15 protein-coding genes are annotated in these 15049 nt (G+C 64.0%); 10 read left to right on the plus strand and 5 right to left on the minus strand.

What is annotated here, in order from left to right; genetic code table 11:
* The first annotated feature begins 1 nt into the window (after position 1).
* The 7 genes from ilvN (at position 2) to ACP92_RS08650 (ending at position 5676) form a co-directional block, all read left to right on the plus strand.
* Positions 2-493: an acetolactate synthase small subunit gene (ilvN, locus tag ACP92_RS08620; RefSeq protein WP_008327594.1), complete on the plus strand. Its 492-nt coding sequence runs from the start codon at positions 2-4 to the stop codon at positions 491-493.
* A gap of 76 nt (positions 494-569) precedes the next feature.
* Positions 570-1586, plus strand: coding sequence for a ketol-acid reductoisomerase (gene ilvC / locus ACP92_RS08625; protein ID WP_013233748.1), 1017 nt, complete (start codon positions 570-572; stop codon positions 1584-1586).
* 224 nt (positions 1587-1810) lie between these two features.
* Positions 1811-2599, plus strand: coding sequence for an SIMPL domain-containing protein (locus ACP92_RS08630; protein ID WP_013233749.1), 789 nt, complete (start codon positions 1811-1813; stop codon positions 2597-2599).
* Positions 2600-2720: 121 nt separating this feature from the next.
* Positions 2721-3251 carry a hypothetical protein gene (locus ACP92_RS08635; RefSeq protein WP_013233750.1) on the plus strand — a complete coding sequence of 177 codons (531 nt, stop codon included), beginning with the start codon at positions 2721-2723 and terminating at the stop codon, positions 3249-3251.
* A gap of 177 nt (positions 3252-3428) precedes the next feature.
* Positions 3429-4073 carry a phosphatidylserine decarboxylase gene (locus tag ACP92_RS08640; protein ID WP_013233751.1) on the plus strand — a complete coding sequence of 215 codons (645 nt, stop codon included), beginning with the start codon at positions 3429-3431 and terminating at the stop codon, positions 4071-4073.
* Between the two features lie 83 nt (positions 4074-4156).
* Positions 4157-5017 carry a CDP-diacylglycerol--serine O-phosphatidyltransferase gene (gene pssA / locus ACP92_RS08645; RefSeq protein ID WP_013233752.1) on the plus strand — a complete coding sequence of 287 codons (861 nt, stop codon included), beginning with the start codon at positions 4157-4159 and terminating at the stop codon, positions 5015-5017.
* A gap of 167 nt (positions 5018-5184) precedes the next feature.
* On the plus strand, positions 5185-5676 hold the full coding sequence (locus ACP92_RS08650; RefSeq protein ID WP_232284917.1) for a hypothetical protein: 492 nt from the start codon (positions 5185-5187) through the stop codon (positions 5674-5676).
* Positions 5677-5730: 54 nt separating this feature from the next.
* Here the strand turns inward: ACP92_RS08650 and ACP92_RS08655 are convergent, their stop codons facing one another.
* From ACP92_RS08655 to ACP92_RS08665, 3 genes are all read right to left on the minus strand, one after another.
* Positions 5731-6447: an alpha/beta fold hydrolase gene (locus ACP92_RS08655; protein ID WP_013233754.1), complete on the minus strand. Its 717-nt coding sequence runs from the start codon at positions 6445-6447 to the stop codon at positions 5731-5733.
* Positions 6447-7955, minus strand: coding sequence for a sensor domain-containing diguanylate cyclase (locus tag ACP92_RS08660; RefSeq protein ID WP_013233755.1), 1509 nt, complete (start codon positions 7953-7955; stop codon positions 6447-6449). Before ACP92_RS08660 ends, ACP92_RS08655 begins: the two co-directional genes overlap by 1 nt.
* Positions 7956-8124: 169 nt before the next feature.
* The gene (locus tag ACP92_RS08665; protein ID WP_048348524.1) at positions 8125-8493 is read right to left on the minus strand and encodes a hypothetical protein; all 369 of its coding nucleotides are present in this window, start codon (positions 8491-8493) and stop codon (positions 8125-8127) included.
* Positions 8494-8667: 174 nt separating this feature from the next.
* Between ACP92_RS08665 and ACP92_RS08670 the strand changes: the two genes are divergently transcribed.
* A complete protein-coding gene (locus ACP92_RS08670; RefSeq protein WP_041310490.1) occupies positions 8668-10206 on the plus strand; it encodes an aminotransferase-like domain-containing protein in 1539 nt (512 codons plus the stop codon).
* A 202-nt stretch (positions 10207-10408) separates the two neighbouring features.
* On the plus strand, positions 10409-11755 hold the full coding sequence (locus ACP92_RS08675; protein ID WP_013233757.1) for a tetratricopeptide repeat protein: 1347 nt from the start codon (positions 10409-10411) through the stop codon (positions 11753-11755).
* Between the two features lie 2 nt (positions 11756-11757).
* On the opposite strand, the gene ACP92_RS08680 is transcribed toward ACP92_RS08675, so the two are convergent.
* Both ACP92_RS08680 and ACP92_RS08685 read right to left on the minus strand, forming a co-directional pair.
* Positions 11758-12684 carry a sugar kinase gene (locus ACP92_RS08680; RefSeq protein ID WP_013233758.1) on the minus strand — a complete coding sequence of 309 codons (927 nt, stop codon included), beginning with the start codon at positions 12682-12684 and terminating at the stop codon, positions 11758-11760.
* Between the two features lie 19 nt (positions 12685-12703).
* The gene (locus ACP92_RS08685; protein ID WP_013233759.1) at positions 12704-13996 is read right to left on the minus strand and encodes an amino acid deaminase; all 1293 of its coding nucleotides are present in this window, start codon (positions 13994-13996) and stop codon (positions 12704-12706) included.
* A gap of 168 nt (positions 13997-14164) precedes the next feature.
* Between ACP92_RS08685 and ACP92_RS08690 the strand changes: the two genes are divergently transcribed.
* Positions 14165-15049, plus strand: a complete 885-nt coding sequence (locus ACP92_RS08690) for a MurR/RpiR family transcriptional regulator (RefSeq protein ID WP_013233760.1) — start codon at positions 14165-14167, stop codon at positions 15047-15049.

Here is a 15049-nt window from a genome sequence, read left to right on the forward strand (position 1 = left end):
CATGCGCCATATCATTTCTGTGCTGCTGGAAAACGAAGCCGGCGCATTGTCCCGTGTCGTCGGTCTGTTCTCCGCACGCGGCTACAACATCGAAACGCTCACCGTTGCACCCACCGAAGATTCGACCCTGTCGCGCATGACCATCGTGACCTCGGGTTCGGATGATGTGATCGAACAGATCACCAAACACCTGAACCGCCTGATCGAGGTGGTGAAGGTCGTCGATCTGACCGAAGGCGCGCACATCGAGCGCGAACTGATGCTGATCAAGGTGCGCGCAGTGGGCAAGGAACGGGAAGAGATGAAGCGTACTGCGGATATCTTCCGCGGCCGCATCATCGACGTCACCGAGAAGACCTACACGATCGAGCTGACCGGCGCCAAGAGCAAGCTGGACGCCTTCATCGACGCCCTGGATCGCACTGCGATCCTGGAAACGGTCCGTACCGGCGGCTCCGGCATCGGCCGCGGCGAACGGATCCTGAAGATCTGATCGACCGCGCCAGGCAGTACGCATCACACACATACACATATTCAAATTCGAGTTACTCGGAACATAGGAAAAAATCATGAAAGTTTTCTACGACAAAGACGCAGACCTGTCCCTGATCAAGAACAAGAACGTGACCATCATCGGTTACGGTTCGCAAGGCCACGCCCACGCCCTGAACCTGAAGGATTCCGGCGTGAAGGTCACCGTTGGCCTGCGCAAGGGCGGCGCATCGTGGAACAAGGCTGAACAAGCCGGCCTGAAGGTCGCTGAAGTCAACGAAGCGGTCAAGGACGCCGACGTCATCATGATCCTGCTGCCCGACGAAAACATCGGCCAGGTCTATGCCGAAAACGTTGCCCCGTTCGCCAAGCAAGGCGCCACCGTCGCTTTCGCCCACGGCTTCAACATCCACTATGGCCAAGTCGTGCCGCGCGCCGACCTGGACATCATCATGATCGCCCCCAAGGCCCCCGGCCACACCGTGCGTTCGACCTACAGCCAGGGTGGCGGCGTGCCGCACCTGATCGCCGTGCACCAGGACAAGTCCGGCAGCGCCCGTGACCTGGCCCTGTCGTACGCGACCGCCAACGGCGGCGGCCGTGCCGGCATCATCGAAACCAACTTCCGCGAAGAAACCGAAACTGACCTCTTCGGCGAACAAGCCGTGCTGTGCGGCGGTACCGTGGAACTGATCAAGGCCGGTTTCGAAACCCTGGTCGAAGCTGGCTACGCGCCGGAAATGGCCTACTTCGAGTGCCTGCACGAACTCAAGCTGATCGTCGACCTGATCTATGAAGGCGGCATCGCCAACATGAACTACTCGATCTCCAACAACGCCGAATACGGCGAGTACGTGACCGGCCCGCGCGTGATCAACGCCGAGAGCAAGGCTGCGATGAAGAAGGTGCTGGAAGACATCCAGACCGGCGAATACGCCAAGAGCTTCATCCTGGAAAACAAGGCCGGTGCACCGACCCTGATGTCGCGTCGTCGTATCAACGCCGAACACCAGATCGAAATCGTGGGCGAGAAGCTGCGCGCCATGATGCCCTGGATCAAGGCCAACAAGCTGGTCGATCAAAGCAAGAACTGATCTGCCGCGTCAAGCAAGCAGTCCAGGAAAACGCCACGGTTCGCCGTGGCGTTTTTTTTCCGTCTGTGGACCAGGTGAGGTCGTTGGCATTGTCATTGAGTTACGCCTTGTTGCATTTGGCCAAGAACCAATTCTTGAGGTATGTCGTCGAAGTGCCGGGTAGATGCTTCAGATATGAAGCTATCATCACCCCCGTCACCGACCAAGAATAAAGAGGATCCCCTATGACACCTTCCCGCAAACTGATGCTGGGCGCCGTTCTGGCCACCGCATGTATTGCCGCTCAGGCGCAGACGGCCATGACCGCGCCGGCGCCGGTCCCGACCAGCGGCACCATGGTCGTGGTGCCGGCCAATGGTGAGATCAGCGTGCCGAACGACCAGGCACGCGTCACCCTGCAAGTCGAAGAGCAGGACAAGGACAAGGCCGCTGCCGCCTCCCGTGTGAACCAGAAGATGAAGCAGGGCATCGAGCTGCTCAAGCGCCAGGACCCGCAAGCCGCCCTGAAGAGCTACGGGTATTACACCTACGCGGTCTATGCTGAACCGCCGCAAGTCACGCCGCAACAGCCGCGCCAGCCGGCCAAGGCGCGCCAGGTGGTCGGATGGCGCGTCGGCCAGTATCTGGAGATGACCACCGAGAACCTGGCGGCGCTGCCCAAGACCGTCTCCTCGGCCCAGGCCCTGATGAGCCTGAACGGCCTGCAATTCGGCCTGAGCCCGGCGGCCGCCAAGAAGCTGGACGCCACCCTGGTCAATGCCACCTACCGCAATCTGGAAGAGCGCATCGGCTTCATCGCCAATGCCATGCATCGTGCTCCGTCGGATGCCGTGATCGAGACCGTGGACTTTGAAGGTTCCGGCAACTACGCTGCGCCGGCTCCCGCTCCGATGATGGCCAAGGCCATGCGTGCCGACATGGTCCAGGAAAGCACGACGGTGGCCGAGCCCAGCTTCGAGCCGGGTGAATCCACTGTGAATATGCGCCTGGTGGGCAAGGTGCGCTTCAAGTAAGTGAGCACACCGGACTGTTCGCGCCTGACAGTTCATATCAAGAATCGTCAACCCGCTCGGGTTGGCAGGGGAGGGAGGCTATAATCGGCCCCCCTTTCCGTTTCAAGTAGATCATCTCATCATGCGGACCTTCACCAAGCTGCTCCTGCCGCTCTTCACCGCACTGGTGGCAAGCACGGCGCATGCCGACATCTGCGCCGACCTGCGCGCCATCCACCAGCAGTCGCAATCCCGCTTCGACGGCTGGAAGAAAGACGGTCCCGATTCCGTCATGAAGGACGACAAGCGCGGCCCGATCTATCTCTCCAACTTCATGCTGGATGGCGCCGAGAGCTGCGCCATCGCTGACAATTCCTCGGTCTACACCTGCATCTGGCGCTATCCCACACCGACCGACATGGGTCGCGCCTACCAGCGCCTGGTCAGCGATGTGAAGTCTTGTGCACCGCTGGCCAAGGAGCCGCCGGGCATCATCGCCGACGAGCCGCAGGAGCGCCGTCAGGGCGACCTGCGCCAGATCACCGAAGTCACTGGCCTGGACTATGCCGATGCGGAAGTGACGGTCCTGATCGGGCAGATGCAGCTGACCGGTCCGCGGGGCCTGGCGCGCAACGAACTGAAGCTGAGCTTCTCCCGCCAGCGACCACGCTGAGCCGGCGCCGGGCCATGCCTTGGCCCGATGCTCGAAAAATTGTCCTCAATGACCCGGGATGCACCGCCACCGGCCGGATGGCGGCGCATTTCATTGCATTTAACGGGCGCTGGACTAAAATGGGCACGCTTTTACTTTTGAACTTTCCGCGAGCACTGCGCGATCATTGGAGCAACATTGAACAATAACCACTATCCCCACCCCATTATCGCCCGCGAAGGCTGGCCCTTCCTGACCATCGCCGTGGTCGTGGCAGCGCTGGCAACCTATTTCTGCGGCGCCTGGTCCTTCCCGCTGTGGATCATCGCGCTGTTCGTGCTGCAGTTCTTCCGTGATCCGCCGCGCGTGATCCCGCAAGCCGCCAATGCCGTGCTGTCCCCGGCCGATGGCCGCATCGTCGTGGTGGCCCGCGCCCATGATCCCTATACCGACCGCGAAGCCCTGAAGATCAGCGTCTTCATGAACGTCTTCAACGTCCACTCCAACCGTGCCCCGGTGGATGGCAAGATCGAGAAGGTGCAGTACTTCCCCGGCAAGTTCGTCAATGCCGACCTCGACAAGGCCTCGCTGGAAAACGAGCGCAACGCCCTGGCCATCACCACCACCAGCGGCCATAGCGTGACCTGCGTGCAGGTGGCCGGCCTGATCGCCCGCCGCATCCTGTGCTACGTCAAGGCCGGCGATACGCTGGCGCGCGGCCAGCGCTACGGTTTCATCCGCTTCGGTTCGCGCGTGGACGTGTACCTGCCGCTGACGGCCACCCCCAAGGTCACCGTGGGCGAAAAGGTCTCGGCGACCGAAACCATTCTGGCCGAACTCTGATCACATCCTGACAGCCTCCTCCGGGTAGTACGCCACGGATGAGGCTGGCACAGGGTTTCCTGCACAACCATTACTGGATATCGATGCCAACACTCAGAAGACGCAAGGCCAAGACCGGCATTCCCTTCCCCAAATCCCTGCGCAAGCCCAAGGCGGCGCAACTGGACGAGAGCGGGCAAGTGGTGGTGCGGCGCCGGTCGCGCGGCATCTACCTGTTGCCCAACGCCTTTACCACCGCAGCCCTGTTCTGCGGTTTCTACGCCATCGTGATGGCGATGAACCTCAAGTTCGACTATGCCTCCATCGCCATCTTCGTGGCCATGGTGCTGGACAGCCTGGACGGCCGCGTGGCCCGCATGACCAACACCCAGAGCGAATTCGGCGCGCAGTACGACAGCCTGTCGGACATGGTTTCCTTCGGCGCCGCACCTGCGCTGGTGGTGTATGAATGGTCGCTGCGCGGCATGGGCAAGCTGGGCTGGCTGGCCGCTTTTGTCTATTGCGCCGGCGGTGCGCTGCGCCTGGCGCGCTTCAACACCAATATCGCCGTGGTCGACAAGCGCTACTTCCAGGGCTTGCCCAGCCCGGCCGCCGCTGCCCTGGTGGCGGGCTTCGTCTGGCTGATGGATGACCTGCGCTTTGCCGGCACCGACCTGAGCTGGTACGCCTGGGTCATCACCCTCTACGCTGGCGTTACCATGGTCACCAACGTGCCGTTCTACAGCTTCAAGGATGTCAACTTCCGCAAGCCGGTGCCCTTCATTGCGGCGCTGCTGGTGGTGGTGGCGCTGGTGCTCATTTCCAGCGATCCGTCCAAGGTGCTGTTCGGGCTGTTCGTGCTGTATGGGCTGTCCGGCTATGGCGTCTATCTCTGGCGCCGCCTCAAGGGCAAGCCGGTCAGTATCGTGCAGACCAAGGACGAGCATGGCGAGGAGCCGCACTGAGTCTGGCGCGCTGGCGCCTGGCTGATCCCCGCACCCGGCCGCGCGCCGGGTGTTGTCATTTTGGCGGGGCAGAGAGGCAGGCGTGGCTTGCCGATCCGGCGGGAGTTGCCTAGAATCCTTGTTGAACTGAATGTTTTTCCTGCATCTTGCGCATGGACGGCATGAACATGGCCATTGACACCTCCTCGATTCCGCTGGGCAACCTCGACCCCTATGGCCTGCCTGGCAACAGCGCCAGCGCGGGCAACAGTGCGGTCAAGGCGGTCAACGATCCGGCCGCCGTCGCGCAGGCGGTGGAACTGGCCGCGCAGGCCTCGGTGGTGGTCAGCCTGGGCGGTGCTTCGTCCGGCAACGGGGCGCTGACCTACAACGCGGCTGGATTGTTCGATGCCATTGTCGGCGCCGGTTCGGCCGATGGCGCTTCCCCCGACCTGACCCAGAACCAGGCCACCCAGTCGTATTACCAGGGCATCCTCGGCAGCATCGTCATCCCGTCCTCCAACGATGGCGTCTATGACGGTTCGGGGCAGTTCAGCGGCCAGGCCCTGTCCTCGCAGCTCTCGCTGCTGCTCAAGTCCAATCCCGATCTGACCGGCGCCATCGTCGAAGATATCGTCAACCAGGGTATCGTCGGCGGTCTCATCTCCACCACCGCCTGAGCCTGTATCCGGACGTCCGAAGCGCCTGCTTCAGGCCCTTGCGCGGTCCAGCGATTACTGCTCCAGGATCAGATCGGCCAGCCGCTCGCGCAGGAGGGCGTCATGCTGGCTGCGTTCGCTGACCCGATGATCCACGCCCGGTAGATCGACGATGCGGCAGGCGCTGGCCGCCACGGCATGCGCACGGATGAGTTCGGCGACTTCAGCGGGAATGACCGCATCCTCGCTGGCGCGGATGAGGGTGAGGCGGCCCGGGTAGCGGCGGATCAGGGCCAATACCGTGGCGTCGCGCCAACTGCCAGGGCGGCGCAAGGCTGCGCTGAAGGCTGGGCCGAAGGGCAACTCGAAGGCTGCGCCGTCATAGAGCGCACCCACCAGCGTGACCACATGGGCGATCCGGTTTTCGGGGCGGCAAGCCAGGCGCAGCGCAATCTCGCCGCTCATGCTCACGCCTACCACCGTGCGCGGCGCAACGGTCAAGGCATCCAGGGCGGCCTGGGCTTCTGCCAGGCGTTTGGCCAGGGAATTCGGCTGGCGGGCGCTGCTTTGTCCGTGTCCGGAAAAGTCGATGGCGGCGCTGGCGCATCCGCGCAGCGCCAGCGCCTGGCGCAAAGGCCACTGGCGCTGGCGGTCACCCTGCCCGGCGCCATGCAGCACGAGCGTCTGCACCGTCGCACTGGCCGGGCCGTGAAGCAGATCGGCGGCCAGCGTTTCAGCGCCCACCGCGAGTGCGCGTGGCTGGGCCCTCCAGCCGTCGGGCAGGGCGCTCATCAATCGGGCAGGTGACGCCGTTCCAGCGTGGGTGAGGTCGCGTAATACTGGCGCTTGGCTTCGTACATCAGGCTGTCGGCGCGTTGCACCACCTGTTCCAGGCGCTCGCCCGGCAGCGCCGTGGCCGCGCCCATGGACAGGCTCAGCGGCACGCCGGAGTAATACTGGTTGTTGACCTCCAGCAGCTTCTGCACCTGCTCCATGAGCAGCACGCAGCCGCGCTCATCGGTGGCCGGCAGCAGGATGGCGAATTCGTCGCCACCGGTGCGCGCCACGCTGCAGGGGCGCTCCACCGCCTTGTCCAGCACTTCGCCCACGCGGCGCAACAAGGCGTCGCCGGCCGCATGGCCGAGTTCGTCATTGACTTGTTTCAGGCCGTTGAGATCGGCCACGATCACGCTGACCGGGAAGGGACCCTTGCGCTCCAGGCGGTTGAGCTCGTCGACCATGTAGGCGCGATTGTGCAGCTTGGTCAGTTCATCGTGCTTGCCGAGGAATTCCAGATAGGCTTCGGCCTTCTTGCGCGCGGTGATGTCGGTCAGCGCCACCAGCACCAGGTCCCAGTGCTCCTCATGGCCGGGGAAGACCGAGAATTGCAGATGCACGTGCAGCGTCTCGCCATTGAGCGCGTAGTTGACCACTTCGCGCTGGTGCAGCAGGTTGCCGTTCCACAGTTCGATCAACTGTTCATTGAAGTGCTGGCGCATGTCGTCGCGGAACACATCAGACAGGCGCGAGAGCAGCGTGGCCTTGTCTGGAGCGCAGAACATGGACAGCGTCTGGAGATTCACATCGATGACACGGATCTCCTGCATGCAGCGCTCCACGAACTCCGGATGCACGTCGGTGAAGGTGCGGAAATCCGTGATGCCAATGCGGTGCAGGTCATTGAAGAGGCGCTTGACCTGGCTGAAGTCTTCCACCCACAGCGAGATGGGGGAGTATTCGAACAGGCCCCGGGCGTAGTTCTCGCTGCGGGAGAGCTTCTTGCGCGCGGTTTCGCGTTCGGTGACGTTCTCGATGGCCAGCAGCACGTATTCCCAGCTCTCTTCGCTGCCCGGCATGATGCGGCCCGACAGCTGGATGTCCAGGCGCTTGCCGCCCAGCGTGTAGTTCACCGTATAGCTGGAGAAATGGCTGCGACCCTCCCACAGTTGCGCCATCTCGTCGATGAAGGTTTCCAGCATGTCATCCCGGAACACCTTGTCCAGGTTGGCCACCAGATGCTCCAGGTCGCGCGCCTCATACCATTCCAGCGTGCGGCGATTGACGTCGACCACGCGGATCTGCATCGCGCAGGCATGGGCGCGTGCATGATCCTGTCGCAGATAGCTGCGCAGATCAGTCACGCCTGCGGCGCGCCACTGGTCGAACAGGCGCTTGAGGCCGCTGTAATCCTCTTTCCAAAGGGAAACAGGGGTCAGATCGAAGGTTTCCTGTTCGGACAGGGCGTGTTTGCCGGAAAAGGAAGCTGGACCGGCGCTTGCGAGGGGGTGATCGTTCTGCATAACACTTCGTCTTTTGCTGATAACCAAGTGTAATGGTTTTACGTCAAGCTCGGCAGAAGTTGCCGGCCCGTTTTGATCGTTTTGCCAAAAATGATTGATCAAAGACAGGTCATGCAGGCTCTTGCTTGATTTAAGGTTAACTCCCATCTCGCCCTGGGCCTGCTCTTCTTCAGCGCTGCAGGCTCTTTGCCACCTTGGGCCGCTGCGCCGCCAGCCAGCGCCACAACGCCAGCAAGGGGTGATGCCAGGGCCGCTGCACCGGCGTGAAGCAAAGCAGCTCGCCACCCTCGCTCGCATGGATTTCGATCCAGCCATCGTGGGCCAGCACCAGCCACTCGCCATCGGCCAGCTGGCTGCGCCGGCTGACCAGTCGCTCCATCTGCCATTGCGCCGATTCGGTCACGCGCATGGCGTTGGCCTGGCTGATCAGCTGGCTGCCGGCAGCCAGCCAGACTTGCAGGGTCTGGCCGCGCGCCAGGCGCAGGTGGCGCGGGCTGGCCTGCAGTTCGGGAAGAGGGGTGTGCCAGGGGGTATGCATGTGCTTTCTCCGTCAGTGGGTACGCTTGCAGTCTAGGCAGGCTGGCGGGATGGCAACAGGCACAGGAAAATTCATGGTGCAGCGTAACAGGAGGTGATTTTCCGTTCTGTTACCTCTGCTTTTCGAATACTCTGTATCTGTTCCGGTCGTTTGCCGGAGAACATGATTGCTGTTATGGATACCAGCCTGCTTATTGCCGATGCGTCCGGTGCGGCCGCCACGCCCACCGCTCCCACCACGCCCGCGTCCCTGCTTCCCAGCGCGCCCGAGTCTGGCCGCCAGCCCTTGTATCGCCGCCTGGCCGATCACTACCAGAGCGCCATCCAGGCCGGCACCCTGGTGGCGGGGGATCGCATGCCCTCGGTGCGCGATCTGATGCGTCAGCACCAGGTGAGCCTGTCGACTGCGCTGCAGACCTTGCGGCACATGGAAGAGGGCGGCTGGCTGGAGGCGCGCCCGCGCTCCGGCTATTTCGTGCGGCAGCCGCGCCGTTCCGCCATCCGGCCGGTGCAAGAGCCCAAGAGCCTCTTGGCCATCGATGCCGGGCAGTTCGTCGGCATCCATGAGCGCGTCTCCAAGTACATCGCCTTGCGCCAGGCGGGCGCACCGCACATCGATCTGTCGGGGATGACCTGTGCGCCCCAGCTGTATGCGGTCGAAACCCTCAAGCAGGCCGCCATGCGCGCCCTGCGCGAGCGCCCTGAGCTGCTCACCAGCGCCATGCCGCACAATGGCAACGCCACCTTCCGCCAGGCCGTGGCGCGCCGCGCGCTCAATGCCGGCATGCGCATCGATACCGAGGAAGTGGTGGTCACCCATGGCTGTATCGAAGCGCTGAATCTGGCGATGCGCGCCGTGGCCGGTCCGGGGGATACCATCGCCGTGGAGTCGCCCACCTACTTCGGCCTCTTGCAGGCGCTGGAAAACCTGGGCATGAAGGCGCTGGAAATTCCCACCAGCCCGCATACCGGGATCTCGGTGGAAGCGCTGGAGCTGGCCGTGCGCACCTACGGCAACATCAAGGCGGTGGTGGTGGTGCCCAACCTGCAGAACCCGCTGGGCTGCATCATGCCCGAGGACCACAAGGACCAGCTGGTGCGCCTGTGCGACCAGTTGAAGCTGCCCCTCATCGAGGACGACGCCTACACCGAGCTGGCCGATGGCAGCGTGACGCCCTCCAGCCTCAAGAGCCGTGACCGCAACGGCAATGTCATCTACTGCGCCTCGCTCAACAAGGTGCTGGCCCCTGGCATGCGCCTGGGCTGGATGAATGGCGGACGCTGGCACGAGCGCGTCAAGATGCTCAAGTTCACCCACACCCGCGCCAATGAAGAGTGGACCCAGGTCACCGCCGCCGACTTCATCGCCAGCCCGGCCTATGACCGCCACCTGCGCCGTCTGCGCCAGATGCTCAAGCAGCAGCGCGAGCGCATGGCCGAGTCCATCGCCGCGTATTTCCCCGAAGGCACGCGCCTGAACCTGCCCAACGGCGGGGTCGGGCTATGGGTGGAACTGCCGGTGCAGGTCTGTTCCCAGCAATTGTTCGAGCGCGCACTGGCCGAGGGCGTGGGCGTCTCGCCGGGAGCGATCTTTTCGAACTCCAGCCGCTACGGCCATTTCGTGCGCATCTGTTGCGGTCATCCCTTCAACCGCGAACTGGACCAGGCGCTGCGCCGCCTGGGAGGACTGGTGCACCACCTGGCCGACGCTTGATGCGCTCGGACCGTGTTCAAGGGTCGCCTGCGGGCGACCTTTTTCTTGGGTGATCAGACATTGTGGCAAGAGAATCAGGCATTGCCTGAAATCCCCATCTCCTTCACACTTGTAAAGACCAAGTAAAGAGGCGGCGCGCCTGCGGCGACGCGGCCCGGATTTCGCCTTCCTGACACATCCATCTGTCCCTGGAGACCCGGCCATGTCCTTGCCATCGCCGCCTACGCAAGACCCCGCGCGTGCCGGCGCCCATTACGAGGCCCTGCTGCGCCAGGCCATCGACGCCCACATGGCCGGGCGTCTCGACCAGGCCTGCGCCATCTATGAAGCGGTGCTGGAAGCTGATCCCATTCATCCGCTGGCCCTGCATTACTACGGTATCTGGCTGCACCAGGACGGACAGCATGACGAGGCGCTGGACAAGCTGGAGCTGGCCAGCGCCCTGGAACCGGACAACGCCGACTGGCACAACGATCGCGGCAATGTGCTGTTCGCCCTGCAGCAGCCGGCCCTGGCCGAGCAGGCCTACGCCGATGCGCTGGCGCTGCGGCCGGACGACCACACGATCTGGAACAACCTGGGGGCGGTGCTGCTGCAGCAGGACAAGCGCCCGGACGCCATCAGCGCCTTCGAACGGGCCTTGCAGATCGATCCTGATTTCCTGCCCTCGCTGCTGCACCTGGGCGGCATCCATGAAGCCGCCGGCGACAAGATGCAGGCGTCGCACTATCAATGCCGGGCTTACGTGCTGCCGCCGCTGGAAGGGAAGTCGTGGGAGATGCTGGGCATTTCCTTCTACTTCCTCGGCCGCCTGCCCGAGGCCGCCGAGGCCTATCGCGCCTGGCTGCGGGAAGAGCCGGACAATCCCATCGCCGCCCACATGCTGGCGGCCTGTTCGCAGGCCGACGTGCCGCCGCGTGCCTCGGACCGCTACATCGAATCGCACTTCGATCGCTATGCCGAGACCTTCGAAGCCAATCTGCTGCAGAGCCTGGGCTATCGCGGCCCGCGCCTCATCGCCGAAGGACTGGCGCTGATCGCGCCGCCGGCGCACCAGTTCGCCGCCATCGATATCGGCTGCGGCACCGGACTGTGCGGGGGGCAGGTCGCCCCTTATTCGCATCATCTGGTGGGCGTGGACCTGGCCGGCAAGATGCTGGAGAAGGCCGCCGCGACGGGCCACTATGCCCGCCTGGAAAAGGCCGAGATCGGCCACTACCTCGCGACCCATCCGCAGTCTTGCGACCTGGTCACGGCGGCCGACACCATGATCTACTTCGGCGATCTGGCGCCGGTCATGCAGGCGGTGGCGCTAGCCTTGCGCAGCGGCGGTCATTTCGTCTTCACGGTGGAGGCGCTCACCGGGGCCGATGTCGCCCCTCAAGGCCACGCCCTGCACGCCAGTGGCCGTTATCGTCATGGGCGCGACTATGTGCGCGGCTTGCTGCAGGCGCATGGATTCACGCTGCTGCATGACAGCGACCAGATCCTGCGCGAAGAAGTGCGTCAGCCGGTGGCGGGCATGCTGTTCGTGGCCCGCCGCGCCTGAGTTCATCCGCTCGTCTTCGCCAGTACAGCCTCGACCTGGGCGCGCCTGGGGATGGGCTCTACCGCGCCATAGCCGGTGGTCGACAAGGCTGCGGCCACATTGGCATAGCGCGCCGCCGCGAAAGCATCGCGGCCGGCCATCAGCTCGGCCATGAAGGCGCCGCCGAAGCAATCGCCCGCACCGGTGGCGTCCAGGGAGTCGACGGGGTAGGGCGCCACCATGCGGCGCTGGTCGGAAGTGGCGACATAGCAGCCTTCCTTGCCCAGCTTGAAGGCCACCAGCTTCACGCCATACGACAGCAAGCGATCGACGATGGCGTCCCGGTCTTCCAGCCCCGTCAGCAGCGAGACGTCTTCCCAGCTCGGCAGGCAGATGTCGCACAGCCGGAACGCCTCTTCCATCCGGGCGCGGGCGCGTTCCAGCGGCCACAGGCGCAGTCGCAGGTTGGTATCGAGCGACGTGGTCACGCCACTGGCGCGGGCGTGCGCCATGGCGGCCAGCCCTGCCTCGCAGGCCGATTCGCTGATGGCCAGGCTGATCCCCGAGAGGTGCAACGCGCCAGCGGCGGCGATGGCCTCCAGCGGCAGCGCCTTGGCCTGGTAAGCGCTGGCGGCCGAGCCGGCGCGGCGGTAGTGGAAGTGGTGGCCGGCGGCATCGTGGGTGACGAAGTAGATGCCGGTGCTGCCGCCGGGAGCGATGGCGACATGGCGCACGTCCACCTCTTCACGCTGCCATAGCGCCAGCAGGTCTTGCCCGAAGTGGTCGTCGCCGACCGCACTGAGGTAGGCCGAGGCCGCCCCCTGGCGGGCCGCTGCGATGGCGAAGTTGGACGTGTCGCCGCCATAGCCCTGCAGGAACTGGCGCGGCGCATCGATGCGCTGGTTGAATTCCACCATGGCTTCGCCATAGGCGAGGATGGTTTTGCTCATGTTCGTTGCCCATCCCCGCTCAGAAGAAGGTCTGCACGATGTCGGTCACATCGAAGCGTCCATCGACCACCACCAGGTGACGCCACTTGTCGAAGGTCAGGCAGGGATGGGAGATGTCGAAGGCGATCATGTCGCCCACCTCGATATCGTCACCCGCGGCGATCTTCAGGTAGGCGTGCTGGTCCATCATGCCGGTCACTTCCCAGTGCGCCGGCGTGGCCTGCGGGCCGGTATCGCGGCCGGGGCGGAAGCGTGAGACCGGCATCGGCAGGCCGGCATCGAAGGCAGCGTCGCGCTTGCCCAGGGCAATGATGGCCTTGTCGGACTCGGGAATGGACTGCACATAGGCCCATAGTTGCAGCGCCGGCTGCAACTGGCTGCGCATGCTGTGCGCCACCGGATTGCGCACCTGGATCTGCGCCTGCGCAGCGCGATAGATGCCCACGTCATGGGTCAGGTAGCAACCCGGACGCAGCACCACATCCAACGCCGCGCCGATATCGGCCTGGCCGAACTCCTCGGCCACCACGTCGTACCAGGCCGAGCCGGCGCCGGTGAGCACCGCCGGTCCGCGCGCCAGCCGGCGCGCCAGCTGGCCTTGCGCGGCCAGGTCTTGCAGGCAGGCCACGGCGCGCTGCAGGAAGCGGCGGATATCGACCTCTTCCTTGAGCACGCCTTCATAGACTTCCACGCCAGCCAGGGCGATGCTGTCCCAGCGCGAGATCGCCTCCAGCACGGCCTGCTGTTGGGCTTCATCGCGCACGCCGGTGCGTCCGCCGGTCGGACCCAGTTCCAGCAGCACGTTCAGGGTCTGCTTGCGTTCGGCAAAGAAACGGCCAAGCTGATCGACCAGCGCGGCCGAATCGACCAGGCAGAAGAACTCGAAGGAGGGATCGGCCAGCAGCTCGGAAATGATGGCCATGTTGCGCTTGCCCACCAGCTGGTTGGCCATGATCACGCGACGCACGCCATGGTGGTAGCCGGCCAGCGTCTGGTGGGCGGTAGCCAGGGTGATGCCCCAGGCGCCAGTGTCGAGCTGGCGCGCAAACAGCTTGGGCGCCATGGTGGTCTTGCCGTGCGGGGCCAGCTTCAGCTGGTATTGGCCGACGAATTCCTGCATCCACTTCAGGTTGTGCGCGATCTTTTCTTCATACAGAACCGCCGCCGGCAAACTGATGTCTTCGTTGAGCAGGTTCCAGCGCACGGTGCCGGCCTGACCCGGCGGCAGCGCTTGCGGCAAGGGACCCAGCCCCTTGTTGAGTGGATCGATGATGCCCGCCTCGTAAGCGCCTTGGTAGTTTGTATCATTCATCGCATTGATTCCTGTTGAATTAGGATTGACGTAACAATAGCCTTGAATTTACTATGTTTACGTCGTGTTAGTAAATAACATAAATTGTTTCGCAGTTCCTGGTGGACTGCGCAGCTCGGCCTTTCCTGCCTGGCCTTTCTTGCCTCCTTGCAGAGAGTTCATCTTCCCATGGCGCAGACATTGGACATCATTTCCCGCATTACCGAGCGCAGCAGCACCTTGCGCCTGGCCGAACAGAAGGTGGCAGAAGCCATCCTGGGCGACCTGCACGCCGCCGCCAGCGCCAGCATCGGCGAGCTGGCCGACAAGGCGGGCGTGTCGGTGGCCAGCGTGACGCGCTTTGCCAAGGCCATGGGTTGCCGCGACGTGCGTGAATTCAAGTTCCTGCTGGCGCAGGCGGTGGCAGTGGGGCAGCGCTTCTTCGACGGAGCAAAGACCGTGCCGTCGGAACAGCCGCCGGAACTGGCCGATGTGGTCTATCGCGACATCCACGCGGTGCTGGAGCTCAACCGCGCCATGCTCAATGCCGACATGCTGATGCAGGCCGCGCACCTGCTGCTGGGTGCGCGCATGATCTACTGCTTCGGCATGGGCGGTGGTTCGACCATGATGTCCGACGAGGCGCGCTACCGCCTGGTGCGGCTGGGCCGTCCGGTGGCCAGCTACCACGATGCCGTGCTGCAGAAGATGGTGGCCGCCACCCTGGACAAGGACGACGTCCTGCTGGTCTTTTCCACCACCGGCAGCGTGCCTGAGCTGCTGGCCAGTTGCGAAGTGGCGCGCGAGTACGGCGTCAAGCTCATCGCCATCACTGCGCTGGGCTCGCCGCTGGCGAAGCTGGCCGACGTGCTGCTGCCCATCAAGACGCTGGAAACCGACCTGATTTTCAAACCGTCCTCGTCGCGCTACGCCATGATGGCGACGCTGGACATGCTGGTGCTGGAACTGGCCCTGCTGCACAAGGAAAGCAGCCAGGAACGCCTGCGTCGCCTCAAGTATGTGCTCGACGCGCATCGGGGCGGTGGCGACCTGCACCAGCCGCTGGGAGACTGA

Source organism: Herbaspirillum seropedicae (assembly GCF_001040945.1).
Classification (GTDB): domain Bacteria; phylum Pseudomonadota; class Gammaproteobacteria; order Burkholderiales; family Burkholderiaceae_D; genus Herbaspirillum; species Herbaspirillum seropedicae.

What these genes read in the sequence shown, in the direction of transcription:
- ACP92_RS08680 (WP_013233758.1), bottom strand. Translation starts at nt 12,684, where the DNA reads ATGAGCAAAACCATCCTCGCCTATGGCGAAGCCATGGTGGAATTCAAC.
- ilvC (WP_013233748.1), top strand. Translation starts at nt 570, where the DNA reads ATGAAAGTTTTCTACGACAAAGACGCAGACCTGTCCCTGATCAAGAAC.
- ACP92_RS08690 (WP_013233760.1), top strand. Translation starts at nt 14,165, where the DNA reads ATGGCGCAGACATTGGACATCATTTCCCGCATTACCGAGCGCAGCAGC.
- ACP92_RS08660 (WP_013233755.1), bottom strand. Translation starts at nt 7,955, where the DNA reads ATGCAGAACGATCACCCCCTCGCAAGCGCCGGTCCAGCTTCCTTTTCC.
- ACP92_RS08650 (WP_232284917.1), top strand. Translation starts at nt 5,185, where the DNA reads ATGGCCATTGACACCTCCTCGATTCCGCTGGGCAACCTCGACCCCTAT.
- ilvN (WP_008327594.1), top strand. Translation starts at nt 2, where the DNA reads ATGCGCCATATCATTTCTGTGCTGCTGGAAAACGAAGCCGGCGCATTG.
- ACP92_RS08675 (WP_013233757.1), top strand. Translation starts at nt 10,409, where the DNA reads ATGTCCTTGCCATCGCCGCCTACGCAAGACCCCGCGCGTGCCGGCGCC.
- pssA (WP_013233752.1), top strand. Translation starts at nt 4,157, where the DNA reads ATGCCAACACTCAGAAGACGCAAGGCCAAGACCGGCATTCCCTTCCCC.
- ACP92_RS08670 (WP_041310490.1), top strand. Translation starts at nt 8,668, where the DNA reads ATGGATACCAGCCTGCTTATTGCCGATGCGTCCGGTGCGGCCGCCACG.
- ACP92_RS08635 (WP_013233750.1), top strand. Translation starts at nt 2,721, where the DNA reads ATGCGGACCTTCACCAAGCTGCTCCTGCCGCTCTTCACCGCACTGGTG.
- ACP92_RS08630 (WP_013233749.1), top strand. Translation starts at nt 1,811, where the DNA reads ATGACACCTTCCCGCAAACTGATGCTGGGCGCCGTTCTGGCCACCGCA.
- ACP92_RS08655 (WP_013233754.1), bottom strand. Translation starts at nt 6,447, where the DNA reads ATGAGCGCCCTGCCCGACGGCTGGAGGGCCCAGCCACGCGCACTCGCG.
- ACP92_RS08685 (WP_013233759.1), bottom strand. Translation starts at nt 13,996, where the DNA reads ATGAATGATACAAACTACCAAGGCGCTTACGAGGCGGGCATCATCGAT.
- ACP92_RS08665 (WP_048348524.1), bottom strand. Translation starts at nt 8,493, where the DNA reads ATGCATACCCCCTGGCACACCCCTCTTCCCGAACTGCAGGCCAGCCCG.